This is a genomic window from Leifsonia sp. A12D58, from assembly GCF_047530025.1.
Taxonomy (GTDB): domain Bacteria; phylum Actinomycetota; class Actinomycetes; order Actinomycetales; family Microbacteriaceae; genus Cryobacterium.
On record NZ_JBLJAT010000001.1, the window covers coordinates 336051 to 361867 of the forward strand.

A 25817-nucleotide genomic window follows, 5' to 3' on the forward strand; every position below is an offset into this window, starting at 1 on the left:
GGAACACCAGGGCGAGGAGAATGGTTACAGTCGTTGGTCGCCTGGGCGATCGTTATGAGAGGTAGTCCGTGTCACACACCCACGCACGCGAAGCAGGTGCCGCTGCGCATCGCACCGCAGTCGAACCCTTGACCGAGCAGGAGGTCGAGGCGATTCGCGCTGATTTCCCCGCGCTGGCGGAGCAGGTCAACGGACTGCCGCTCGCCTATCTCGACTCTGGGGCCACGGCGCAGCGCCCACAGGCCGTGCTCGATGCCGAACTCGACTTCCTGGTGCACAGCAACGCTGCCGTGCACCGCGGCGCCCACACTCTCGCCGGTCTCGCCACCGAGGCCTACGAAGACGCCCGCGCCACGGTCGCCGCGTTCGTTGGCGCGCGTGAAGACGAGATCGTCTGGACCTCCAACGCAACGGATGCCCTCAACCTCGTCGCGTACGGCTTCGCCAACGCCAGCCATGGCCGCGGCGGAGACGCCGCCCGCCGATTCGCGCTGAGCGCGGGCGACGAGATCGTCGTGACAGAGGCCGAGCACCACGCCAACCTCATCCCGTGGCAGGAGCTCGCCGCGGTCACCGGCGCCACCCTGCGCTACATCCCGGTCAACGACGAGGGCGTCTACACCGTCGCCGATGTCGAAGCCGTCATCAACTCGAAGACTCGCATCGTTGCGGTCGCACACGTCTCGAACGTCACCGGTTTCGTCGCTCCCGTCGCCTCGATCGTCACGCTGGCGCACGGCGTCGGCGCATACGTCGTGCTCGACGCCTGCCAGTCGGCCCCGCACCGCCGCCTCGACCTGCTCGCCCTCGACGTCGACTTCGCCGCGTTCTCCGGGCACAAGATGCTCGGCCCCACCGGCATCGGTGTGCTCTACGGCCGCCAGGAGCTGCTGAACGCGCTGCCGCCTTTCCGCACCGGCGGCTCGATGATCTCGACTGTCACCATGGATTCGGCGACGTACCTCCCTGCACCGCAGCGTTTCGAGGCCGGCACGCAGCCCGTCTCCCAGGCCGTGGCGCTCGCCGAGGCTGTGCGCTACCTCGAACGGATCGGCCTCGACCGCATCGAAGCCCGCGAAGAAGAACTGGCCGAGCGGATGCTGGTGGGCCTGGCCCAGATCGACGGCATCCGTATCGTAGGTGAGCCGGCTGGCACCCCGCGTGCCGGGCTCGTCGCCTTCGACGTCGCCGGCGTGCACGCGCACGATGTCGGCCAGTACCTCGACGCGAAGGGCATCGCTGTGCGGGTTGGACACCACTGCGCGCAGCCGCTGCACCGACGCCTCGGCCTCACCGCCACCACGCGTGCCAGCGCGTATCTGTACACCACGACCGCTGAGGTCGACCGCTTTCTCGCCGCCGTTGCCGAGGTCCGTCCGTACTTTGGAGAAACCTCATGACCGACCCGTTGGCCGGGCTCTACCAGGAGCTCATCCTCGACCATTCCAAGAAGCGCAGCGGATACGGTGCCCTCGAGCACTCCGACGCCGAACGCTTCGAACGCAACCCCACCTGTGGCGATGAGATCACGCTGCAGGTTTCGATGGACCCCGGAACCGACCGGATCGCCTCGCTCGGCTGGGTCGGCTCTGGCTGCAGTATTTCGCAGGCGTCGGCATCCGTTTTGGCTGAGATCGCGCCGGGGCAGACCATGGCTGAGTTGCAGTCGACGATCGACGTGTTCCGCGAGATGATGCGCTCCCGTGGTGCAGGCGAACCCGATGAGGATGTGCTCGGCGATGCGATCGCCTTCCACGGTGTCTCGAAGTTCGTCATGCGCGTGAAGTGCGCGATGCTCGGCTGGGTTGCCGCCGAGGGTTGCCTGAATGATGTGAAGGCGTCCCAGAGCGCGTAGCTGCTGCGCGCGTGGGCGCTGTTCGTGGGCGCTGTTCGTGGGCGCTGTTCGTCGTCGCTGTTCCGTCGCCGCCTCGAGGCGGAGGCCGAGGCGAAGGCAGCGGGGCGCCGAAAAAGTGTTCTGAACTTCCCGCTCATATGAGCCGGAAGTTCACAACGCTTGTGGGCACGTCGGATCCGCACCGTCGGATCCGCACGCCGGATGCGGAAGGCCGGCCATGGTCGCCTCGAAACCTCTGCATCGCGGCTGCTGCAGCGCCAGTGCTTTCGCCCACTCGGCGTGGCCATGGCTGCAGCGCCTGCTGGCCCGGCCGACGCCCCCCGGCCTACGCCCGCCCCCGGCCGGCAGGGCATTGATACACGAGCGCATACTTGTTGTATGGGCATGCACTGCATGTCCACAACGAGAAAGAAGTGAATATATATGCGTGCTGTTGTTTTCGAAGCCTGGAAGACTGTTCCGTCACTGAGAGAGTGGGAAAAGCCCACCCCGGGTCCCGGTGAGGTGTTGCTGAAGGTGGCCGGCGCCGGCGCCTGCCACTCTGATGTTGCCGTGTACAAGGATTTCGTGGCCGAGACTGCACCGCCGCAGCTGGCGCCGAGTTACGTGCTCGGGCACGAGAACTCGGGCTGGGCCGAAGAACTCGGCGAGGGCGTCGAGGGCATTGAAATCGGAGATGCGTTCCTGGTCTACGGCCCCATCGGCTGTGGCCACTGCGCCGCGTGCTCACGCGGTGAAGACACGTACTGCGACAATGCGGCCACGATGCCATACCTGGCGTCGGGCCTCGGTCGTGACGGCGGAATGGCAGAGTACATCACCGTTCCCGCCCGCAACCTGGTGCCGCTGGGCGACGCCGATCCGATCGCGGCTGCTCCGCTGTCTGATGCCGGCCTCACCCCGTACCACGCCATCAAGAACTCGCTTCCGAACCTCGCGGGCGGCGGCAAGTTCGCTCTCGTCGTCGGCCTCGGCGGCCTGGGCCAGATCGCCGTGCAGATCCTGAGTGCGCTCACCGGGGCGACAATCATTGCCACCGACTCGAAGCCGGATGCCATGAAGCGCGCCGAGGCCAACGGCGCCGTCACCGTGGCCAGCGGACCCGACCAGGCCGCGCAGATCCGCGAGCTCACAGGCGGCCGCGGTGTCGACGCGGCCTTCGACTTCGTTGGTGTCGCACCGACCATCGCGCTGGCGTCATCCGTTATGGCGACGAAGTCGCGTCTCACCGTGGTCGGCATCGCCGGCGGCGCGTACGAGTGGTCGTTCTTCACGACCCCCTACGAGTCGACGCTGACGAACACCTACTGGGGCACCATTGCAGACCTCTACGAGGTTGTAGCCATGTACAAGGCCGGGCAGATTACGCCCGACGTGGAGCTGTTCGCAATGGACGACGCGCTCGAGGCGTACCGCAAGCTCGAAGCGGGCGAACTCACGGGACGCGCCGTGGTGGTTCCGCACATGAAGAAGTAGGTCGCGGCAAGCGGATGCGACGGGCGGGTTGGGAGCGTGATTACGCACCCAGCCCGCTTTGTGCGCAGTCAAGGCCGGTTGCGCGGCATCCGCTCCTGAAAACAGCTCGATCGCACAGCGGATGTCGGGAGCTTTCGCGATCCTGCTGTCTCGCGTCACAAGGGTGGCGCTGGTGTATTCGTTCTAGTCCCAGACCGATCAGTAGTGGTGGCGCGCAGCCACGATGACGATCTGCTCGGCCTCAACGGCATAGACCAGCCGATGCTCGTCGGTGATGCGCCGAGACCAGTAGCCGGCGAGTTGGTGCTTGAGCGCCTCTGGTTTGCCGATTCCGCTCGTCGGTGTGCGCTGAATCTCGGCGAGGAGGCGGTTGATGCGCTTCACCATGGCCCGATCAGTGGCTACCCAGTACTGGTAGTCGTCCCAGCCGTTCTCGGTGAAGAGCAGATTCATTCCGAGAGCTGCCTGGCCGTGGCGCTTCCCGCGCGATGCTGGGCGATGCTCTCCAGGAGGTGTGCGGCGTTGGCGGGCGTGCGCAAGAGGTAGGCAGTCTCTTCGAGTGCTTCGTAGTCGGCCAACGACATCAACACGGCGCTGCCCTTCTTAGAGACGATCTCGATCGGCACATGGTCTTCATTGACCTTTTCGATCAGCGGGAACAACTGGGCGCGAGCCTGCGATGCGGTGATTGCCATGACGATCTGGCCTCCAGAATCATGCTGAGTGGTACTGGATATTGTACCACTGGTGCTTTGTGGCGAAGAGGAGGCGGCGCCTGATCAGGAGCCGTGTGTGCCCACGCTCCACAATCCGCCGGCCTCATCGTCTGCAGCGTCAAGTAACTCAGTGGCCTGCCTCACCACCTCGTCGAAGAAGACCGTCGTGTAAAACAGCGCCGTCTGATAGCTCTTCTCTGCGTTCTCCTCCGTCCCATCGTCAATCACGGCGGCGAGTCTCATCGCCTTCTCGAGCTCATCGACTCGTGAGCGTTCAGCGGCTTCGATCAGCTCGGCCGCTTCGCTGCCGGCAGCGGCAAGCGCCCGAGACTCTGGCCCGTGGCTCGCTTTGCAGACTTGGATTTTCGCGATCACGGAAGCGAGTTGCAGGCGGCGCACTTCCGTTTGAATTGATGCTGCTTCCGTCAAGATCGTGGACAACCGCTGGCTGGGGATAACGATTCCCTTGTCGCGTAGAGATGCGGCCTCCGTCTCGGTCGCTTTGGCCTCGGCTTTGGCATCCTCCATGAGCCGCTTAAGCGTGCGGCGCATCTGTTCCGATTCCTTGTTCATTGGGTCCTCCGTTGCGAAATTGGTGAGAAGCCGCGATTTGCGGCTTCTACTTCTCCACGGGCGGCAACTCACCTTCCATCGGGGCCCATCGTCGTTCCCGAAGGCGACGCTTTCGCCTAGCGCGAGGATTGCTCGTGTCGGTCGTAACGCTAGCCGGAGCCTCCGACGCTCAGCATTCGACGGCGTTCTGCATCCGCTGCGCGCACGCACAGGTGAGAAGGCTGGGCCGAGGGTCGCCATGCGGGTGGAGTGCGCTTTCGTACCGCTGGGTATGGTGGGTGCCATGACTTTCGCGAACGCAGGAACACTCGGTGTGATCCCCGGCAAGCGTGATGAGCTGGTCGCTCACCTGACTCAGCGCAGTGACGCGCTCACGCAGATCGGATGCCTGGCCTACGAGGTGGGCGTCAACGATGACGATCCTGACACGGTGTTCGTCGTTGAACTCTGGGAGAGTGCCGAAGCACATCAGGCCTCACTGGCCTTGCCGGAGGTGCAAGCATCGATTGCCGCTGCACGGCCGCTGCTGTCCGGCTCTTTCGGCGGGTTTCACTTCAACGTTGTCGGGTCGCCGCTGCACGACTGACGAACACAGCTGGCGGTGCGGCACCGAGGCTGCACCGCGATGATCGGGTGTCACGAGGCGACATCGCCTGCCGAGACGCATGACCGATATGGTGAGCGAATGAAGACTCGGGGGAGCATTCGGTGGGTTGCGGCGGCAGTCGTGACCGCAGGAGTGAGCGGCATGCTGATGGGCTGCACTGCGGTCATTCCTCCACCACCGCTTGCGGTCACGGCGGTCGTTGACCACGCGGTGGCGATGATGCAGGCGATCGAGGGTGTCGCATCCGCTGACTCGCGCATATCGGCTGATGTGTTGCGGGGCGGCCCGCTGTCGAGGGCAGAGGCCTGGAGTGCGAGCATCAGCATCGAGGTGGAATCGAACCTGCTCGATCTGGAGGCGGTGTCCAGCGGCGTCGAGCACGAGGTCGCTGCCGCAAATGCCACCGTTGCGACCTGCGGAACAATTCGCATTCCGGCGGACGCTGGCGGTGTGCAGGCATCGCTCACGTTCTCGTCTCACGATGGCTATCCGGCTGGGCCGCTCACCCCTGCGGAGCTCGCGGCCGCCGCCATGTCACTTCGAGGAGTCGAGGGCGTGACTGACGTCCAGGTGGCGGACGACAGCCGACCGGCGAGAGTGTCGGTGGATTCGCCCCGTGAGTGGCCACGGGTTGCTGCCGGGGTGCGCGCAGTCCCAGGATTTGGCGATCGAGCTCTCGCCGCCGTGACACTGGACAGTTCGGTCTCCGGCTCGCTGCTGACCCTGAATGCCGTGTCGCCACACCCACGCCTCATCGCAGATCTCAGCGCGCTGGCTATGGATCCTGCCATTGACGTGCTCGCCTACTCCGGTGCATCACCGAGTGGCAACTCCAGCGGGTTGGCTACGTGGCGGCCATCGCTCTACGTCAGGGTGTCAGCGGATGCGGCCGGGCAGGCCGCTGAGGGGTCGACCGCCGCGCCAACGGCCAGGTCGAAAGCCAAGGCAGCAGCGAAAGCCGATGTCGAGCGGATCACCGCGATGCTGGTGCACCTCGATGACTCGCAGACGGCCGTGGAGGGCATTCCGCGGGCGTCGTTCACGGTCTCCACCGACGTGGCAGCCTCATCCGCTGAAACGGCGGCGACGACCATCGAGGAAGAGGGGTATGTGGGCCTGCCGCTCGGCTCGGCAGAGCCCGACGACCACATCGTGCCGGCCAACGACCCTGCCGCGCTCGGTATCCCGCTCGAAGCGGATGCCGCAGCCGCGCGACTGCAAAGCGATCAACTTCTGGTCGAGCAGCTGTTGAACGACGCGGGCGACGCAGCCGGCATCCGTGGCCCGTCACAAGTCGCGATAGCCGCGTGCACCTCCGGGGCGGGGGAGCAGGTGACTGGCTCGGTAGTGATTCCCATCTTCGAGATCGCTGACAGTGCCGACGACGCCTTCGACGCCATCACGTCGTCGTGGGTTGCTGAGGGATACTCCGCGACGGATCGGGCGATGGGCCGGGACTTTTACTCTCTGGTGGACCCACATGACGATGGCGCGGAATACGTCGAGCTGGAGTTGTTGTCGATCCGCGGCACGGCGGACGGAATCTCAATTCAGGTGCAGTCGGAGTGCATCGTCGCGACGTGAGACTGGCACACGTTGGGGACACGGCGGCATGCCATCGGCAAGAGACCTAGCGCGCCTCCACCCGGCCGTTGGTATCAGCTCGTGACTCTCGCCAACCAGACGCATGAGCAGCCGGCGTTGTTTCTCGTGTCCATCGGCAACATCCACGCGACGCAGCATCACGTCGTTACGCCGGCGGGGTACCTGGCCTGTCTCCGAGATCAACGTGTCAGCGGCGGATCGTACCCAGGTCACCACGCACACGCCCGCGTGGGCGATCATCATGGTGGTCATTTTCATCTGGTCTTTCCTGCTGAGCCTGCTCTTCCTTCTCGCGCGCGAGTCGCGCATCTCCGGGTACATCACGGTCACCATTGAGTCGAATGGGCAGTCATTCATCGAGAACCTGCCGGTAGCCGACGAGGCCCAACGCGCGGACGTATTCAACCGAGTCGCGTACCTGCAGTCCCTGATCGGCCAGGAGCGGTTCCGCCTCGGGCGGTAGCTTGTCGGCAGACGGATGCCGTCTGCTGGGCCCGTCGGAGAGAGACCGTCGCAGGCAATCGTGCTCGATCTTCCTCGTTGAGGTGCTCTCGACGAGGAAGGGGTCTCTGCCTAGGGGCTCCGCTCGGTTTTTGTCATCGCGGTACCCCAATGTTGTTTGTCAAGCGGTAAGGCGATGCTTGGCTTGGTAGAGGGTGCCGCAACGGAGCATTGCGAAGAGGAGGTAGCTGCGTGCCGGCGAGGACGATGAGTGCTTGGTTGGTCGGACGGGTCGGCCGCTTTTCCCAAACCGCTTCTCAGCGAAGCGATTGAGAACGCAACTGCTCTGTGGTAGCCCCACCCCTTCAGGCCAGCACAAGCTCCGACACGCGCTGCAGATGCCCACTCACCCAATCCTCAATGCAAAGCCTCCCCACTAGAGTGTGGAGGTAGTGTGAGCATCTCATTTGGATCGATCAGAGGCTTCACGGAAGCCCATGGCTTGACACGATTTGATCAAAGGATGACCGCATGACCGCCAATGAATCTCAGACATTCAACGAGCCATTCCGTCCGCGGGCACGCCTTCTTCAGCTCTTGGGGGACCAGCTAATTGGAAGTCCACGGTTAGCGCTCTTTGAATTGGTCAAAAACGCCTATGACGCTGACGCCTCACGCGTGACTGTCACGATGAAGGATCTTGGCCGCCCCGAAGTCGCAGAGATCAGCGTCCGAGATGATGGTGTGGGAATGTCGGTCAGTACCCTTAGGGACATCTGGCTGGTTCCTGGACACGATCACAAAGCAACCATGCGAAAAGAGAACCGCCGCACGCTCAAGGGACGTCTTCCACTCGGGGAAAAAGGCGTCGGACGTTTTGCTGTTCACAAGCTGGGCAACAAAGTCGAGATAGTGAGCCGTGAAGCAGGGGCAATCGAATGTGTCTTGAGTATTGATTGGTCGGAGATCGCCAATGCAGAGTTTCTCGATGAAGTTAAGATCCAAATCGATACTCGGGTACCGAGGGTTTTTCTAGGCGATGATCACGGTACCCGGGTGCATGTAACGCACTTGAGAGGAGAGGAATGGACCCGTGGTTCGGTGCGGCGCCTAGCTAGGCAGGTAACGTCGATCTCGTCGCCATTCGTTGATGACCGTGCCGACTTTTTGACGCAGATCGAGGTCCCAGACCAACCAGCTTGGCTCAAAGACCTCCCGGATACGCAATCGCTGATAAAGCACGCCACCTGGCAATTCGACTTCGCTATTCAAGACAACGTGTTTACGTGGATGTACAAGTTCAATGGGGTGCCAGGAGTAAAACTCGAGCCACGAACGGTCAACGGCCAAGAATTTGGACTGCTACTCAATCCCTCTGACCTCGCTGAGATCGACCGCCCTAGTCGAGTCGAGGGGAAGCCGAAGCCTAAGGCAGTGAGGAGCACATCAGCTCTTCGCGACGGTATCGGCAAGATCAGCGGTCGGCTGTATGTCTTTGACCGGGACAAAGACGTGCTTGCGAAAATCGGGTATAGCCACTCGTTGCAAACGTTCTTAGACGAGAGCGGCGGAGTGCGCGTCTATAGAGACGGCATGCGCGTGTACAACTATGGCGAGGCTGGCGACGATTGGCTGGGATTGGATCTCCGGCGCGTGAACTCGCCCACGAAACGAATTAGCAACAACATCGTTGTGGGTTCCGTTGAACTTGACCTCGCAGAAAGTACCGATCTAACCGAGAAAACAAACCGAGAAGGCTTTGTCGAGAACCTTGCTTTGACGCGTTTCAAGGCCTTGATCCTGGGAACAGTCGCGGTTTTTGAAGCCGAGAGGAACAAAGATAAGCGGGAGCTCCGGAAGCTGCTCACAAAGGACCGGTCGTCTTTGGGCGGCGGCATCGAGAAACCTCTCCAAGAGATCAGCACATTTGCCAAGCAAAATGGGCTTGGCAGTGATATCGATCCGCTCGTTCAGAAGGCACAGCGGGCATACGATGATATGCGCGAAATAATGTTGCGAGCGGGAGTCTCTGGGATGTCCCTCGTCATCGTCTATCACGAGATTGATCATGGTGTACGGCTGCTGCAGAAGTTGGTCGCCAAAGGAGAGAATTCGGAAAAAGTCGTTCAGCACGCACGTGACTTGGTCGGTGTGCTCGATAGCTTCGGCGATCTTATTAAGAAAGGTGCGAGTACCCAGCATGATCTTGGGTTAGTTGCGCGGCGCGTCACGGAGCTAAATAGTGTTCGGCTATCCAATCATGAGATTGAGCTTCGGATAGATTCAAATGGCGCTGAAGACGGGCTTTCGTTGCTCGCAGAATTGCCTCTCGGGCTGGTTTTAGGGGCAATTACGAACCTGATCGATAACAGCATCTATTGGATGTCCGCTCGATGGTCAAGTCAAGCCGCTCTTGGCCAGAAGAAGCTCTACATTCGAGTGGACGCTGATGCATTTCCCGAGGGTCCTTCAATCATCATCGCGGACAACGGTCCCGGATTTGTGGATGATTTGTCTGACGCTGTTGAGCCATTCTTCACCCGCCGCCCTGACGGAATTGGCGTGGGGCTCTATTACGCGAAATTGATAATGCAAACTATCGGTGGCCGGCTCCGGGAGGTTACACGCGAAGACGTGCCCTTACCTGATGAATACGACGGTGCGGCACTCGCGCTCACCTTTAGGAGGGCGTGAGTGTTTACCCCTCCGCGGTTCGTTGTGGTCGATGACAATGCCAAACATGCACATGCAATCGCCGCTTGCATTCAGGAACTTGGATCAGCGTGCGCAACGGTGATCTATTCGCTGGAGAAGGATGTGCCCGTTGCGGCGTTCCTTGGTGCACGCGTTGTCTTCATGGATTTGCAGCTCATGGACCGGGCTCACGGTGATTTCAAACGCCACTATGCCGAGATTCAAAGAATATTGAGCCAGGTCATTAACCCGGTTGGTGGACCGTACATGCTCGTTCTTTGGACCGAGGTCCCCGAGAGAGCAGACGAACTGCGCGGGTATCTCGAAGAACATCTCTACGCAAAATCTCCGCACACAAGGCCACTCTCGTTGCTCGCACTCTCGAAGAATGACTACATCGACTCATCGACGGAAAGCGCAACGAACTCTGCAGAGTTGGGCAACAGGATTCGAATTGACATGGCTGAGGCTACGGCCGTAGCAGCATTGTTGCAGTGGGAGTCTGACGTGCTACACGCAACGAATGGTGTGCTTCAGACTGTCATCTCGGCAGCAAGTACTGCGAGTGGTGGGCCGGTGGAAGTCTCAGCAGTTTTGAAGCGAATTGCTATTGATGCGGTGGGGGAAAGTCAGGCACTTGCTGATCCCGAGTCGGCCGTGCATATTGCGATGCTTCCACTGCTTCATGATCAGATTCAAGATACTGCTTCTCGAGCGGGCAGCGTGGATGTATGGAACAACGCCTACGAAGGCGCCCCGGAGCCGCTACCGAAACTATCTCGAGAGAAGGCCGCAAAGCTCAATTCGCATTTGCATTTGCAGCTTGCGACCAACGGTGACGTGACACCCACGTCATGGGGCGCCTTGTCATCCTTGGAACCCGACTTTTCTTGGGCCGATTTCGGGTTCGATGGTGCGAAGCAATTCGTCGAAAAAGTTGTTCAAAAACAGGTTCAAACCCAATGGCTCGACAACGTGGTTGACATGGAAATCGATGACTCCAACACGCGGCGAGTTCGAGTTGGACAAGTTCGGATCGGGGCCGCGTGTGATTTCGCGCAGAAGGCACATGGCCCAATTCCTTTCGTGCTGGCGGCCTTCATCCCGGTGCGAAAAGACCACGCGGCGAAGAAACCAGTCTTGGCTGACCGATCCACGGCCTGGATGTCTCCGCTGATGGATATCGGGGAGTGGGGACGCGGCCATCTATTTGTGGATCCACGTTTCTCGAGAACGCGCGGGCATCAACAGGCTCAGCAATTCACTCCCGTGGCCCGAATACGAGAGCAGCTCCTCATCGAATTGATCTCGACGGTTTCACATCATGGCGCTCGACCGGGAATTACTCAGTTCGAAGGTGAGGATTCGCCGTGAATGGTTGCAGGACCATGCTATGACAGCCCCGATCATCGCTCGTGTGGTCGGCCCTTCCCATCGAGGGGTGCAGGGCAGAACCTAGAGGCCCTTTTCATCATCGGCTTCGTTGCACGATTCAGAGTCCGCGCCGCGTGCACGGATCCATGGAGGTGCGCTACTAGCATTGCTGAACATTCGAAGGGGAATCATTGCACGAGGAAGAAGTTCCACCTGAGCCTCAGCTCATGGAATCCATGCGTGCGGTCGGCTATACCTTGGAGACCGCGATCGCGGACCTCGTGGACAATTCAATCTCGGCTTCGGCTTCGTATGTGCGAATATCCTTTGCGTCTGAGCCGCTTGCATATGTAGCCATCGTTGATGACGGTGCGGGAATGTCTGCTGAGGAAGCTAGACATGCCATGAAGCTTGCGGGAAGGAACCCCAGTCTTTTGCGTAAATCGACTGATCTGGGGCGGTTTGGATTGGGGCTCAAGACTGCTTCACTTTCGCAGTGTCGCGATTTAACCCTCATATCAAAGACGGCAGACGGGACAATCGGCCTTCGATGGAATCTCGACCATTTGGCGCAGTCGGGTCGGTGGTCGTTGCTGGTTTTGTCCGATGAGGAGATCGCTGTTCTGCCTCACGCGGCCGACTTGGAATTCCTTGAGTCCGGAACACTAGTCCTTTGGCGCGAACTTGATCGTATGTCCGCCACTCTTGGAAACAGCGGTCGGAGTTTGGATGCACAGATGGTTCGCGTCAACCAGCACCTCTCACTGGTGTTTCACCGTTTCCTATCTGGCGAGCACGGCCAACAGCTCGACATCGCAGTAAACGGCGTAAGTCTTCCCCGTACTGATCCGTTTTTGTCGAGCCACCGTGCTACGCAGATCGGGCCACTAGAGTCCTTCAGCATAGAGGGAGCGAGAATCGAGCTCCGTTCGTATACGTTGCCTTTTCTCAACAAGCTCAGTCGGAGGGATCTAGAGAGAGCTCAAGTCGCCGGTAGTCTGCGAGAAAGCCAAGGCTTCTATATCTACCGCGCAATGAGGCTAGTAATTTGGGGAACTTGGTTCAGGATCGTCCCCAAGAACGAGCTTGGGAAGCTGGCTCGAGTGAAGGTTGATATCCCCAACACTCTTGATCATCTTTGGGCTCTTGACATCAAAAAGTCCGCGGCCGTCCCTCCTCCAATAGTTCGCGCCGAGCTTCGGCGCATAGTCGACAAGATCGTCGGTCCAAGCCGGAGTGCCCATGTTTACAGAGGGCGAATAGAGTCAAATCTCGACGACGTGGTGCGAATGTGGCGTCTCATCAAAGACCGTGGGTCGTTTAGATACGAGATCAATCGTGGTCACCCGATCGTGAAAGTGCTTGGTGATCAACTTGACCCAAGTGCGCTGGAGTCGCTCGAACGCGTTCTAACGCTCTTGGAGGAATCCTTCCCCATTGAGGACGTCTACAACCGTCTTGCTGAGGACGAATCCCACAATTCCAATGAACAGGATGAAGCCGCGCTCCTGACCTTGGCGCGTGGCGTGTGGGGCGTTCAGTCAGCCGCCGGCGGAACGGTTGAAGATTTCATTGAAAGTTTCGCTCGTTCCGAACCATTTAATCGCGCAAGGAATGCGCACGAGTTGCTTCGAAAGGCCACCTGCTCATGAACCAACCGAACGTTACCTCTGCAGAGACGATTGCAGCCGAACTGGCGGACCTTGAGAACATCGTGAGTACCTTGTTGGGAAGCAAGACACATTCTGAAGAAGCGCTCATTGACGAGATAGCCAAATATCGCGCTGTGACGGGTCCGCACCTTAGCGATTCAGACTGCAATCAATTGACGCGCAAACTGATCAGACGCCTCAACATTGATGTTGAGCAAGGAGTTGCCGTCTTTGACCAAGACTTCAAACCATGGCTCGACGACAAGAGGCACGAGCTTACGTGGGATCGGTGGCTGACCTACAAACAATGGCTGCTCACGGTAAAACGTCCTTGGCGCGTAGTTGACAAGATGGATTTGCTCACCCAGGAGCTCCTTGATTTCGCTGGTGACCCTTCGCTTGCTGGTCCTTGGGCACGGAGGGGGCTTGTGATCGGAGACGTGCAGTCGGGCAAGACTTCGACCTATCTTGGTCTCCTCAATAAGGCTGCTGACGCCGGGTACCGCCTCGTGATTGTCTTGGCTGGAAACACGGAGTCCCTTCGTCAGCAGACCCAGGCTCGGATTGATGAGGGATTCATCGGGCGTGATTCTCGACTCAAAGTGGCGCGTGCAGGGAGCGGTCCATCCAGCGAACGCTTCATCGGGGTGGGAGCAATCCGCAAGGACCTGGCGAAAGCCTCGGGGATGACAACCGTGATGCGCGACTTCCGAAAGAGCAGCCAAGAGGCGACAAACATCACGGTCACTCTCGATCAGCCACAGCCGTACGTGTTTGTCCTCAAGAAGAACAAAAGTGTGTTGCAAGCCCTGACTGATTGGCTGAGTGAGCAGCCGCTAACCGCCGGGCAGCTTGATATTCCCCTACTGCTTCTGGACGACGAGTCCGACTATGCGTCGGTCAACACCAGAGAGGACACCAACCCCACAGCCATAAACAGTGCGATTAGAGACATTTTGAAGATGTTTTCGCGAAGTTCCTACGTGGGATTCACGGCAACTCCATTCGCCAATATCTTCATTGATCATGAGACTGACAACGATCTCTTCCCCAGGGACTTCATCTACTCGCTAGAGTCCCCGAACAACTATGTCGGGTCCGAAGCAATTTTCGGGACAACCGATCACGCGAATAGTTCGGCGGTTCTGGATCTTGACGATGCCGAAGAATCATTTCCCATCGGCCACAAATCGTCCTACGAAGTCAGCGCGATTCCAGACAGCCTCCGGGCGGCCCTACGTACTTTTCTAATCGCAAACGCCATTCGAGATGTGAGGGGACATGATGAACCCCGCTCCATGCTCATCAATGTGTCGCGATACAAAAAAGTGCAAGCTCGAGTCTATGAATTGGTGGAAGAGGAGCTGTCGGGTCTTCGCAATTCCATACAACTTCATTCGGTGAATTACTCGAACGGAGTCCCGAATGTTGACGTTGATCTACTCCGCAGTACCTTCCGTGAAATGTACGCAGATGTAGGTGTCAGTTGGGAAGAAGTCTTGGATGCCCTTCCTGGCGCGGTCACCGACATTCGCGCCCAACTCTTCAATTCAGATAGAGACAAGAAATTGGAGGAAGCTGGCATCCCGTGGGATCGACCCAAGAGATTGGTGGCGGTGGGTGGCGATGTTCTCAGCAGGGGGCTGACCCTCGAAGGGCTCATTACGAGCTACTTCTATCGCAATGTGCAGGCGTCCGACACCCTCTTGCAGATGGCACGATGGTTCGGATATCGAGATGGCTATGAGGACTTGTGTCGGCTTTGGATCGATCCCGCCGTTGCCGCTGATTACCGCTTCGTCGCCAGCTCAATTGACGATCTGCGGAGAGATCTCCGTCTAATGCACAGCCAGAAACTCACGCCAGAGCATTTTGGACTCGCAGTGCGCAAGCATCCGGGCTCGCTTCTCGTCACCGCCAAGAACAAAATGAAAGCGACCGAAACCCGTCACCAACGTATTTCGCTTCTTGCGAAGCGAATCGAAACCACAAAGCTGTCGAAGGATCACGCAATTATTGACGGCAACTATCGAGCGTTGGAACGTTTGATTGACACACTTGAAGAGACTCGTGTCACCAGAACGCGCACTCGACGGGGATACCATCGATGGCAGCACTCTCCGAAGAGCATAGTTTCGGATTTCTTGGGCAGTTTCCGCGCCCATCACACAGACGAAGTCTTCTCGCAGTCCGCGATCAGTAGCTTTGTGAGTCACACGCAGAGCCCGCTCATGCAGACTTGGGACGTCGTATTGGTAAACGGTGAGAGGACGACTCCTGACGGCCAGTCCGCCGAGACCACCCTCGGCGGGATCACCTTCTATCCCCCAAGCCGTGGGATGACAGTGGGATCTGGCGGAGAACTTCGGGTGTCAGGTAGTAGTAGCCGGCTCGCGGGGAGCGACGATTTGCGCAACCTCGTCGATGAAGCAACTGCGGACCGTGTGACTCAGGAATTCAAGTTGAAGTTCCCCGGTAAGGCAGTGCCAGAACATGACTTCTACGCTCACCTTGCACGCCCCACACTCCTCATTTATGCCCTGAAACCAAAGACGACTCCAGAGGGCAAGAAGAGGATTGAGCTCGATACCACGAGCCTTGTTGTCGCGATCAAGCTGGCAATCCCTGGGGATCCAATCGACGTCTACAACACCTCAACCGATGTTGAATACGTAATCAACACTGTGGCGCAACGGCTTTGGTTCGTTGAGTATGCGGACGACGCGTCCGATGAAGATATTGATGACTAGCGAATTCGTCGCAGAGTGGAAGAGGCTCTTGGCCGCTCCAGGCAGCGGGAAGAAGGAGATCGCTGGAGAGTACCCCGTCCGTATCGTCTATGGGACGAACGAGAATGGCGCGGCGCTGTTCTTCGTAATCACTGACGCAAAACCTGGCTTGCCGGAGCTGTCACGCGTTGTCAACATCGAGCGCGGAATACGTACGATTGACGGGAAATGGACTCTTTCCCTGACACTCGTGGATGCACTCTTCATGGACGTCTTCATGCGCCTGATCGAGGATCTCGTTAGACGATTGGGAAAAGCTACTTCTGAGGCTCAGGCCATAAATTATCTGCTCGCCGGGATCGACGAATGGAGGCACCTCCTCCGCAACCAGGGTGACGACCGACTTCCGCTCGAAGCAATCCGTGGATTGGTCGCAGAGCTTTGGTTTGGGTTTCGGCTCTTGTCCAATGAGCGGTCAGGTGACGAAGTGGTTGATGCGTGGACCGGACCACTTGGAAGTCCACAAGACTTCAACTTCCCGCTCGGGCCCTCATACGAGGTGAAGTCGGTTCACCCTGATTCGAAGGCAATTACGGTTTCTTCCGCTGAGCAACTGGATGTCGTGGATCATCAGCTGTCGTTGGCGGTTGTTACGTTGGTACAGGTGGCGGCGAGCGTGCCCGGATCGATCACTCTGCGTTTACTCGTGGAGGAAGCTGCGAGTCAGTTCAGATCCGGGTCAAACACCATCGATGAGTTCCACCGACGGTTGGATGCGCTTCGTGTGGACGTGAGCGATTCCTACTACAGCGATTTCTGTTTTGTGGTCTCTGGGTGCAGGCAATTCGAGGTGACAGACAACTTCCCAGCCATACGAGGCTCTCTTTTGGAAGCGGGGATCGACCGCGTGACTTATTCGGTGAGCCTGTCATCGATTTCGGAATTTGAAATTGACCCACCACCGGGACCCGCATCTCGTTCGAACATTGGAAAGCAATGGACATAGAAGCGTTCTACAGCGATATTCGAAACGCCATTGGCACACGGGCTGCAGCGGACAACGAATACCGCTCTGTGGCATTCATGTCTGAAGTCGCGGATCGCCTCGCCGACGCCGAGGAAATTGAGCAGCTAACGGTCACTCAGTTCGAGGGCATTGGCAGCCGCAATCGTCGGCTTGCCATGAATGGCTTTGACCTCGATGACTCCGACAATTCAGTTGCGCTTGCGGTGCTCGCCTTCCAAGACTCGGAGGAGCTTGCGACACTAACTATGGGGGAGGCGAAGAGAGCATTCGCCGGACTGGAGAACTTCCTTGTAGATGCGACAGGTGGAGTCTTCACCCAAGGCCGCGAAGAGAGTTCTCCGGCGTTCCAGCTAGCGGAAGATCTTTATCGCCGGGCCAGGAATGTTACCCGGTATCGTCTCTACTTGATCACCGACTCTCGGATGAGCGATCGAATCACGGTCCTGCCAAGCTCCGAAGTAAATGGTGTTCGAGTGGAATATCACATTTGGGATATCCGGCGGCTTCATCAGGTGGATCTATCCAATCAAGGCCGCGAAGAACTAGAGATCGACCTTGACGAATGGATCCCGGGTGGGCTGCGCGTGCTAGAAATTGCCGGTCAGTCCAATGATTTTGCGACCTATTTGGCGGTTATCCCTGGCAAGGTTGTAGCTGATCTCTACGGCCGCTTCGGGAGCAGGCTCCTCGAAGGAAACGTTCGTTCGTTCTTGAGCGCACGTGGCAAAGTGAACAAGGGCATCAAAGCAACTGTGCTCTCGGAGCCGGAAATGTTCTTGGCCTACAACAATGGGATCACTGCGACGGCAATCGGGGTGACGGTGAGTGAGACTGGATCCTTCTTGACGCACATCCGCGACCTCCAGATTGTCAACGGTGGTCAAACGACTGCGTCACTCTTCTACGTCGACCGGGAAAACGGGAGCGGAGGCGGCCTTACCGACGTCTACGTGCAGATGAAGTTGGTTGTAGTAGATCCTGATAAGGCGGTGGAACTTGTTCCAAACATTTCTCGCTATGCCAACAGTCAGAACAAAGTGAGTGAGGCAGACTTCTCCTCAAACAGCGGATTCCATGTCAGATTGGAAGAGCTGTCTCGAAGGGTTCTCGTCCCAGCCCAAGCGGGTGTGCATTTCCAAACGAAGTGGTTCTATGAGCGCACTCGGGGTCAATACCTAAACGAGAAAAACAAGCTGAAAACAGCGGCCGCAAGACAATTCGTGATGACGTACCCACGGAATCAACTTATGACTAAGACTGACGCGGCCAAGTACGTTGTGTCATGGGCCATGAAACCACACATAGTCAGCGCCGGTGCCCAAAAGAATTTTGTAGCATTCGCTGGGCACATAGAGTCCAAGTGGCGTACGTCAAACACTGAATTTAACGAGCTATATTTCAAGGAACTCGTCGCGAAGGCGATACTTTTCAATGCGGTCCGCGGTGTCGTAGCGCGCGCTGAATGGTACCAGAGCGGTTATTTGGCGAACATCGTGACCTACACCGTTGCAAAACTCGCTTTCGAGATCGAGCGGCAAGGCTCTGGAAACCAACTCGATTTTGGGGAGATATGGAATGACCAAGCACTTTCTCCGCTGTTGAAGGATGTGACTCTCTCCATCGCCCAGCAAGTCTTCGGAGTCTTGGTCGACCCTCGACGTCGTGTAGCGAACGTGACGGAATGGGCCAAGAATGCCGAGTGCTGGAATGCTGTACAGACACTTGAAGTGACCCTCCTTCCGGAGTTCCTGATGTCTCTCATTCCAAGTGAGAGTCAGCAGGAGGCTCTTCGAGATGCTGCCGCAACTCAGCGAATTGACAGCGGAATTATGGTCCAACAGCAGGTAATGTCAATCTCTCAGACGAACTGGGCGCTTTTGCTTGCATACGGCGAAGACCGGAAGATAGTCTCTCCTACGGATTTGGGAGTTCTTGGAGTCGTTGCGGGAGCCGGGGTCCCATCAGAACGCCAAAGCCGAAGATTGCTGGATATCTTGCTCCGGGCTAGGAAGCACGGATTCTCGAGTTTCTGACCTAGCTCCTTCATGGACGGGTGCTTGGAGCTGTAGAGTTTGGGCGACTTTGATGGCAATCTGTCGAGCTAGGAATGGTGGAACTGCATTACCCACCTGCGAGTACTGCTGGGTCCGTGATCCCTGGAAGAAATAGTTGTCAGGAAACGACTGGAGCCTGGCAGCCTCTCGCACCGTCAGGCTTCGCATCTGTTCTGAATCAGGATGAATGTAATAGTGACCGTCTTTGGCGATGTGGGAGACGACCGTCGTCGAAGGGGCGTCCCAAAGTTGCACGCGGAACCGGTCTACAAATGGAGTGTCGGGTCTTCCGATGTTCACGTGGGCTGGTTGAAGATCATCGGGCAAGGCCACGATCGTCGGGTTCTTACTTAGCGAGATAGCTTTGCGCGCGAGATAGCCGTAGCGCTCGAGGTCGCCAGCCATATGGCGCCGCGCCTCATGCAGGGTCACGCCCTTGATGCGAGGGTCGAGCAGCCATCTTTGGAACTCTGTCTTGGGCTCTGGGGTTACATATTGGCGTGAGAACGGGCCGCCTGTATCTAGTATTGGCTGGCTGGTTTTGTCCGCCGCCGCTACATCGTCATTGGCTAGGCGCAAATCCACTGCTCGTCGAATTGCGGACCATTTTTCCCAGCTATTGTCGCGCACGGGTGCGATGCCAGAACGAATCTTAGGTAAGTCTTCGATTGCCATTCGAACTGTGACTTGGTCCGACTGTTCGAGTATGGAGCGCGGCATTCGGTGAAGCAGATCCGCGCGGACGCCTAGAAGGATAACTCGGTGACGTCTCTGAGGGACGCCATAGTTTTCCGCCTTGATAATGAAGTCGTGAGGATCGAGTTCGGCAGGCGAGCCCGTAACCACTAGAGAGCGGACCTCGTAGTGAAGACCATCCTTCGGGTTCGAAAGGTCGTTCAAAATACGCGAGAACATCCCCTTACCTGCGTTTGTAGAAGAGAGAAGGCCCTTGACGTTCTCCATGACGAAGACGGAGGGAGAGAAATTTTCAATGATTCTGAGGTATTCGCGATATAGGAAGTGCTTCTTGTCCTGCTCGAAGGCCTTGTCATTTCGCCGTCGAGAGCGCCCGGCCATTGAATAGGCTTGGCAGGGTGGCCCCCCTATCAGTACCCAGTCGTCGCCGTCCCTGTCTAGCGCCTCTTCAAGTGCTGCTCGGATCAGTTCGTCTGTTTTTGCGCGGTTTGCAGGGCCAAGTTCGATCTGATGAATCTCCTTCGCGGCCTCAGCCAACACCTCTGCGATCTCCGGCTCCGAGGAAAACTGTTCCCACGATTTAGCACCAGCGATGAACTCGTAGTAGCTGCGAGGGACCGAGCCCTTCCGTTTTAGCGCCCTGAAGGCGCTACGAAGTCGGAGTGTTTGACACGCATGGAAATCCATCTCAAACGATGCAACTGTCCTGAATTGCGGTTGATTCGTATCTTCACCGACGCTGGAGAAGCCCTCATTGAGGCCTCCTGGGCCTGCAAACAGATCAATTATAGGAATCACGGGTACCAGCCTCCGGGCGCGATGGGATCAACTTCAATTCGCCAGGCTACCAGGTGCTTAATCGCATACCTAGCCCGAAGCGAGGCAAGCGGAACTTATCTAGCCTAGATCAGTTGGGAGCAGTTCCATTTCAATGTGCCGGGCTGCTCAACTGCTGGTGTGACATGTCAGCGCAGAGGCAGAGGCAGAGGCAGAGGCAGAGGCAGAGGCAGAGGCAGAGGCAGAGGCAGAGGCAGAGGCGCCTAGCGCAAGGGCAGACTAATGGCGGTTGCGACACAAAACTAGCCGTGACGGGTCGCAGTCTCATGTCGGAGAATACCGAATCGCAATCCAGTCGTGTCGCTCGACATCAGCGAACGGCTGCGCTCCTATGTCCGAAGCGGTCCTTTGTCTACCCTGGAATTGGAGACGCCGGTTTTGTGCGGTTGTCCCTGAAATTGCGACAGAGGGGAGGGCGGAATGTCGCGAGGTTCGAGTGCTGGCTCGTGGGCTTCATCTAGCGCAGTCCGCAGGGTGATGCAGGCGAGCAAAGGACGGGACACATCTCCCGAGATCGCAGTTCGAGTGTTGCTGCACGCCGCAGGTTGTCGCGCGAAAATCGCCGTCTTCATCGACGGCTGTTTCTGGCATGGGTGCCCGGTGCACTACCAGCTGCCGTCGTCCAACCGCCAGTATTGGAGCGCAAAGCACGCAGCCAACGTTGCGCGAGATGCTGACACAATTGAGATACTCACTGCTGCGGGCTGGACGGTCTTGCGGTTTTGGGAACACGAAGATCCTCACGACGTGGCCAGTGCGATCCTGGCAATGCTAGATCCCCGTTGACTACGCTGCCGCCCTGGCTCGACCTAGCCGAATTGGCGCAGGGCAGCCAAGTCTGGACCGGTCTCGACCATTGCGCTCGTTCGTCATACCGTTCCTCGTGGATTACCGGTGACTGCGGGCAACGTAGATCGGGCTGTAGCCGCAGCCCAGTCAAACACCCGCCGCTTCAAGCAAATACCTTGGCGTAGCCTGCCACGCCTCTCGTTCGTTGGAGCGGCAAGTGCACCTCAAATTGCGCTGGAGGCCATTCAGAGGTCACTCGACAACTCGCTGTCAATCGTCTTTTCGTTGTCGAAGTATTACTCCCTCTTAGGCCTCAACAAGTTCCGCCTTGACCATTCCCCGGTTGCACGAGATGCATAGAGCGCGAGCGTTTTCGAGGCTCGTCGGACCACCGTGGTGATGCCAAATTATGTGATCCCCATCGAGTTCCTCAAGCGTGGCAAGCTCCACCCCGCATTCCTGACACTTCTTCGCGGCACGCTGCCAGAGCACCCATCGCTCCTCAAGCGAGAATGTTCGAGAGGTATCTTTCAGCTGTACGTCCGGATTGGCCAACAAGAATCGACGAGTGAGGATCTCCACCCGACGTTCCATGCTTCCGGCGTCATTCGTGCCCTGCTGCATATAGAGGCCAAAACTGACAAGTTCGGGATCTCGGGCTTCCTCGTCTAGCTTAAGATTGGCCGCGCGAGACAGCCGGAATATTGCGAGGAAATCCCGTAGACGACCGGCCATGTTTACCGCGCCGTATCGCGAGAGCATTTCTTTTCCGAATAAGTACATCAGTTGTGGGTACGACTGCTTTTCGAGTTCGATGTCGCGAGGGATGAAGATCGGCACGATCGCATTCAGCTGGCCAGTTACGCGGTCCCTTAATTTCGCGGCGTCCGCAGTTGACATGAGCTTATTGTCGCGGACGAATCCATCTAGGTACTTCTTCTTCAGGTCAACGAACCCAGGAACGCCCGTCTTCTGGTGCACATGTTCGATGAATAAGAGTTTGCAAGCGACCTCGTAGTGCGAATAGCGGCGATTCGTGAAGCGGATTTTCTCAGTGAAGAAGGGAACGGTGACCAGCTCGCGGACGAGTGCAGCGACTGTCCCGCCGATGGCGTTTCGGGACTCTGCCGCGTTGAGTTTCTCGCCATTGTTTAATCGGGAGAACAATTCCTCGATGTCGTCCTCATCGTCGGTTTCGATCACGACGACATCTAGGCTTTTCTCCTTGAATATGTCCCGCGTCTGCTCTTCCAAATCTTTGAAAGTGTCGCCAGGTTTCGGAGGAACATCGCATTCGTAGCCCAGGTACTTGAAATCTTCGGCGAACTCAAACTTACCGTCGAGAAACTCCAAGATGGTACTAATCCGTTGTTTGCCATCCACGACGGCATATGCGAAGCCGGTTGCATCCTGGTCTACCTTGTGCACGTAGATCTTGGGAACGTCATACCCATTGATTACCGAGTCGATAAACAGTTGCTTCTTGTCGGTAGACCACACCCCGGCCTCGCGTTGATACGTTGGCTCCAGGTTTATCAACCGTCGTTCGCGCAGGATCTTCGAAACGGCGAACGGAGCTCGAGTTGTGTCCATGCAATCGATGATAGGGGTGGCGGGGGCATTGCTTGCGTGAATTGGCAACGATGCGGAGAACTCATGCTCAAGTCGGATCGCGGCACAGCGCCGCACTCCGCACCCCGGGATCCGCAAAAACCGCTGGTTGACAGTATTTGACAGGAACAACCCCACGACAGGGGTGAGCCGCGGATCCGGTAGCCGGCAGTGACCAGACGGTCGGAAGGCAAGGTCGCCGGCGGCGCTGTTGACATGCCGCCGAGTCTCGGCTGAGACTCTTGGCCGGCCGTTCACCACATAATTCACTATCGCCGGAGTGACTCTCGACGCCCTGCCAACGGCAGTGGCGGAGACTTTCACGGGCCTCGTTGACGCCACTAATGGTTCCCGGCAACGTCAACCGTGCCTGACATGGTGGCTTCCTTCGCAACGCTTGGGATAGTTCAGTGTGATCGCCAACCGGTCTACCAATTTCAGGGTAATCGCACGACATAAAGCAACGTTTAGCGATCGCCTAGTCCCGACGGGCAGAGTCCGACGGGCAGAGTCCGACGGGCAGATCGACGCGAGGTAAGCCCTTGGTGCCACCCACCCCTTGCCGCTCACCTGCCCCGCTACTACAGTTCCATCGCCAACTCGCTGACGATCGGAGCTCTCATGCCCGCAACCGCGCTTCCCTCCAGTGGCGATAACCCCGGTGACCGGCCCGATGGCAATGGCAACAACGGCCCCAATAACAGCACCGGCCCCGTCACGCCGCCGGCGCCCCCAAGACCTGCGACGCCAGCGGCATGGCCGACATCCACCGGATGTTCCGGGCCGGCTTCGGCGAAGCCCCCACGCTCGTCCACGGCGTCACCCCCAACGATGCGGCGCAGGCTGACATCGTCGGCGACTACCTGGCGATGCTCTCGGCCACGCTGCACGGGCATCACGACGGCGAAGACTCGCTGCTGTGGGGCCGGCTCGAAAGCCGCGCCCCCTCGTGCACGGTCCACGTCGAACGGATGAAGGCGCAGCACACCGAGATGCTCGTGCACCTCGATGAACTCGACGCGAGCCTGCCGGCCTGGCGAGCGAGCGGACGCACGGAGGACGCCGCATCCGTTCTCTCCGCCCTCACCGGCATCAACGCGGCGCTCGCCGTGCACCTGCCCGACGAGGAGACGACCATCGTGCCCGTGATGGAGACCGTCCTCAAGCCGGCGGATGTCGAGGCCCTGTCCACGCATGGCCGCAAGTCAACGCCGAAGGGCAAGACGTTCATTCAGCTCGGGGCGATCCTCGACGCGCAACCGGATGGCGGCGACGCCTGGCTGCACAAGAACCTGCCTGCGCCGGTGCGGCTGGTCTGGCGTCTGGTCGGCAAGTCGCGGTACGAGAAGTATCGGGAGGCGCTGGTCAGATAACTAAGCGGATGCAACACCGGCCGACGACTCCCTCCTGTCAGCATCACGCCGCTAGCGAATCGCGCCCGGAACGTGGTGCAATCGATGTAATGCGAAACATGAATGATTCAGAGCAGCCTGACGTGCCAGGCGCCGCCACCGACACCGCCACCGACACCGACACCGCCACCGACACCGACACCGACACCGACGCCGCAACCACCGCCATCCGCTCCCGGAAAGTCCCAGAGGCACCAACCGAGCAGAGCGCGATCGGCGACTCCGAGTTCCGGGTCGACCTCGAGCGCATCCGCTTCTCGCCCTACTTCTCCCGGCTTTCCGCGGTCACCCAGGTCATCCCGCAGGCCGGCTCCGGCACGACGGTGCACAACCGGCTGACGCACTCGCTCAAGGTCACCGCGGTCGCGCGCTCCATCGCGGTCGGGCTTCGCGAGAGCTCGGAGGAGACCCGCGCCACGATCGCCGCACTCGGCGGCTGCGATCCCGTGGTGGTGCAGGCCGCGGCCAGCGCACACGACCTCGGACACCCACCGTTCGGACATCTCGGCGAGCAGGTGCTCGACCGGTTGGCCAGGGGCAAGCTCGGCCTCGCCGATGGCTTCGAGGGCAACGCGCAGACCTTCCGCATTCTCACCACGCTCGACACCTCGGATGCGACCGAGCGCGGCCTCAATCTCACCGCGGCCGTGCGCGCGGCCGTGCTCAAGTACCCGTGGACACGTGGCGAATGGCAGACCTTGACGCCCGGGCCACCCCACGAGTTGCCGCGCGGGGTCGGCGCCGATCGTGCCAACGGCGCGCAGAAGTACTCGGCCTACTCACTCAATGCCGCCGAGATGATCCAGGTGAAGGATGCCTACCCCGCCATCGGCCTGCACCAGCAGACCGTCGAGTGCTCGGTCATGGACATCGCCGACGACATTGCGTACTCCGTGCACGACCTCGACGACTTCTACCGCGCCGGCGTGCTGCAGCACACCTCGGTGTCGCGGGAGCTGACCAGTTGGCTCGCCGACCAGCGCTCGCTCGCCCAGCTGCCACACGAGACACTGGAGTCCTCGGTGCGCACCCCCGGATACTCGCTCGAGCGCGCGTGGCGGTCGCTGTATGCGAAGGATGCCTGGATCGCCGACCCGGAGGCATTCCGCGAAGCCGTGCTCCGCGTGCAGGTCGGACTCGTTGAGGGGCTGCTCGCCGTGCCATACGACGGCGGCATCGCGGCCGACCGCGCTGTGGCGGCGTTCACCCGGCACTGGATCGATCGGCTGAAGGCGTCCATTCGGGTCGAGAGGCACCCCGACGTGCGCAGCGGACACGTGCGCCTCACTCAGGACGCCTGGCATGACGTCGCGGTTCTGAAGTTCGTGCACTCGCACTTCGTGCTCGATCGCTCCGACCTCACCATTTACCAGCGCGGCCAGGCGCGCGTGCTCCAGGCGCTGGTGGCCGGTTTCACGGCCTGGCTCGATGATCCGGATGACGCGCCCCGCGCCCCGCGGCGCCTCACGGATTCCGTGGAGTGGACCACACACTCATATGCAGAGCTCCACGGCGGAACCAGCGCAGACGTGGTGCGTCTCGGACGTTCGCGGGCCGTGCTCGACTACATCGCATCCTTCACTGACGCGCAAGCCATGTCGGCGGCCGCCCTGATCGGCGGAACCTCTGACCGACTCTGGGAGGACGGGCGCAGCCTGTAGCTCGCTGC

20 protein-coding genes are annotated in these 25817 nt (G+C 59.1%); 15 read left to right on the plus strand and 5 right to left on the minus strand.

From position 1 onward, the window contains the following. Window positions 1-68 precede the first annotated feature (68 nt). The 3 genes from ACMT3I_RS01710 to ACMT3I_RS01720 all read left to right on the plus strand — a co-directional run bounded on the left by ACMT3I_RS01710 (window position 69) and on the right by ACMT3I_RS01720 (window position 3331). The gene (locus ACMT3I_RS01710) at window positions 69-1400 is read left to right on the plus strand and encodes a SufS family cysteine desulfurase (protein WP_414802710.1); all 1332 of its coding nucleotides are present in this window, start codon (window positions 69-71) and stop codon (window positions 1398-1400) included. Then, window positions 1397-1855 (plus strand): Fe-S cluster assembly sulfur transfer protein SufU, encoded by a 459-nt coding sequence (gene sufU / locus ACMT3I_RS01715; RefSeq protein ID WP_414802711.1) that lies wholly within the window; start codon window positions 1397-1399, stop codon window positions 1853-1855. Before ACMT3I_RS01710 ends, sufU begins: the two co-directional genes overlap by 4 nt. A gap of 423 nt (window positions 1856-2278) precedes the next feature. Beyond that, the gene (locus tag ACMT3I_RS01720) at window positions 2279-3331 is read left to right on the plus strand and encodes an NAD(P)-dependent alcohol dehydrogenase (RefSeq protein WP_414802712.1); all 1053 of its coding nucleotides are present in this window, start codon (window positions 2279-2281) and stop codon (window positions 3329-3331) included. A 198-nt stretch (window positions 3332-3529) separates the two neighbouring features. On the opposite strand, the gene ACMT3I_RS01725 is transcribed toward ACMT3I_RS01720, so the two are convergent. From ACMT3I_RS01725 to ACMT3I_RS01735, 3 genes are all read right to left on the minus strand, one after another. Continuing rightward, window positions 3530-3784, minus strand: coding sequence for a Txe/YoeB family addiction module toxin (locus tag ACMT3I_RS01725; protein WP_414802713.1), 255 nt, complete (start codon window positions 3782-3784; stop codon window positions 3530-3532). Beyond that, the gene (locus tag ACMT3I_RS01730) at window positions 3781-4026 is read right to left on the minus strand and encodes a type II toxin-antitoxin system Phd/YefM family antitoxin (protein ID WP_414802714.1); all 246 of its coding nucleotides are present in this window, start codon (window positions 4024-4026) and stop codon (window positions 3781-3783) included. The genes ACMT3I_RS01725 and ACMT3I_RS01730 overlap by 4 nt, the downstream gene beginning before the upstream one ends. 84 nt (window positions 4027-4110) lie before the next feature. Beyond that, complete coding sequence (locus tag ACMT3I_RS01735) at window positions 4111-4620, minus strand: hypothetical protein (RefSeq protein WP_414802715.1); 510 nt, start codon at window positions 4618-4620, stop codon at window positions 4111-4113. Between the two features lie 283 nt (window positions 4621-4903). Between ACMT3I_RS01735 and ACMT3I_RS01740 the strand changes: the two genes are divergently transcribed. From ACMT3I_RS01740 to ACMT3I_RS01780, 9 genes are all read left to right on the plus strand, one after another. Then, window positions 4904-5206 carry a putative quinol monooxygenase gene (locus ACMT3I_RS01740; RefSeq protein WP_414802716.1) on the plus strand — a complete coding sequence of 101 codons (303 nt, stop codon included), beginning with the start codon at window positions 4904-4906 and terminating at the stop codon, window positions 5204-5206. Between the two features lie 99 nt (window positions 5207-5305). Next, the gene (locus ACMT3I_RS01745) at window positions 5306-6811 is read left to right on the plus strand and encodes a hypothetical protein (protein WP_414802717.1); all 1506 of its coding nucleotides are present in this window, start codon (window positions 5306-5308) and stop codon (window positions 6809-6811) included. A gap of 205 nt (window positions 6812-7016) precedes the next feature. Continuing rightward, entirely contained in the window at window positions 7017-7295 is a 279-nt protein-coding gene (locus ACMT3I_RS01750; protein WP_414802718.1) for a hypothetical protein, read from the plus strand. A gap of 509 nt (window positions 7296-7804) precedes the next feature. Next, entirely contained in the window at window positions 7805-9967 is a 2163-nt protein-coding gene (locus tag ACMT3I_RS01755; RefSeq protein WP_414802719.1) for an ATP-binding protein, read from the plus strand. Beyond that, window positions 9968-11341: a hypothetical protein gene (locus ACMT3I_RS01760; RefSeq protein WP_414802720.1), complete on the plus strand. Its 1374-nt coding sequence runs from the start codon at window positions 9968-9970 to the stop codon at window positions 11339-11341. It abuts the gene before it with no gap. 227 nt (window positions 11342-11568) lie between these two features. Next, complete coding sequence (locus ACMT3I_RS01765) at window positions 11569-12993, plus strand: ATP-binding protein (protein WP_414802721.1); 1425 nt, start codon at window positions 11569-11571, stop codon at window positions 12991-12993. Beyond that, window positions 12990-15743, plus strand: coding sequence for a Z1 domain-containing protein (locus ACMT3I_RS01770; protein ID WP_414802722.1), 2754 nt, complete (start codon window positions 12990-12992; stop codon window positions 15741-15743). The genes ACMT3I_RS01765 and ACMT3I_RS01770 overlap by 4 nt, the downstream gene beginning before the upstream one ends. Beyond that, window positions 15736-16728: a PD-(D/E)XK motif protein gene (locus ACMT3I_RS01775; RefSeq protein WP_414802723.1), complete on the plus strand. Its 993-nt coding sequence runs from the start codon at window positions 15736-15738 to the stop codon at window positions 16726-16728. The genes ACMT3I_RS01770 and ACMT3I_RS01775 overlap by 8 nt, the downstream gene beginning before the upstream one ends. Then, window positions 16719-18782 carry an AIPR family protein gene (locus tag ACMT3I_RS01780; protein ID WP_414802724.1) on the plus strand — a complete coding sequence of 688 codons (2064 nt, stop codon included), beginning with the start codon at window positions 16719-16721 and terminating at the stop codon, window positions 18780-18782. The genes ACMT3I_RS01775 and ACMT3I_RS01780 overlap by 10 nt, the downstream gene beginning before the upstream one ends. Here the strand turns inward: ACMT3I_RS01780 and ACMT3I_RS01785 are convergent. After that, a complete protein-coding gene (locus ACMT3I_RS01785; RefSeq protein ID WP_414802725.1) occupies window positions 18711-20297 on the minus strand; it encodes a DNA cytosine methyltransferase in 1587 nt (528 codons plus the stop codon). The two genes, ACMT3I_RS01780 and ACMT3I_RS01785, sit on opposite strands and share 72 nt — an antisense overlap. Window positions 20298-20813: 516 nt before the next feature. On the opposite strand from ACMT3I_RS01785, the gene ACMT3I_RS01790 reads away from it, so the two are divergent. Continuing rightward, window positions 20814-21122 (plus strand): very short patch repair endonuclease, encoded by a 309-nt coding sequence (locus ACMT3I_RS01790; RefSeq protein ID WP_414803510.1) that lies wholly within the window; start codon window positions 20814-20816, stop codon window positions 21120-21122. 309 nt (window positions 21123-21431) lie between these two features. Here ACMT3I_RS01790 and ACMT3I_RS01795 read toward each other — a convergent pair whose 3' ends face one another. Beyond that, the gene (locus ACMT3I_RS01795) at window positions 21432-22718 is read right to left on the minus strand and encodes an HNH endonuclease family protein (protein WP_414802726.1); all 1287 of its coding nucleotides are present in this window, start codon (window positions 22716-22718) and stop codon (window positions 21432-21434) included. A gap of 773 nt (window positions 22719-23491) precedes the next feature. Here ACMT3I_RS01795 and ACMT3I_RS01800 point away from each other — a divergent pair. Together ACMT3I_RS01800 and ACMT3I_RS01805 are read left to right on the plus strand one after the other, a co-directional pair. Next, entirely contained in the window at window positions 23492-24109 is a 618-nt protein-coding gene (locus tag ACMT3I_RS01800) for a hemerythrin domain-containing protein (RefSeq protein WP_414802727.1), read from the plus strand. Between the two features lie 98 nt (window positions 24110-24207). Continuing rightward, entirely contained in the window at window positions 24208-25809 is a 1602-nt protein-coding gene (locus ACMT3I_RS01805) for a deoxyguanosinetriphosphate triphosphohydrolase family protein (protein WP_414802728.1), read from the plus strand. Window positions 25810-25817 lie beyond the last annotated feature (8 nt).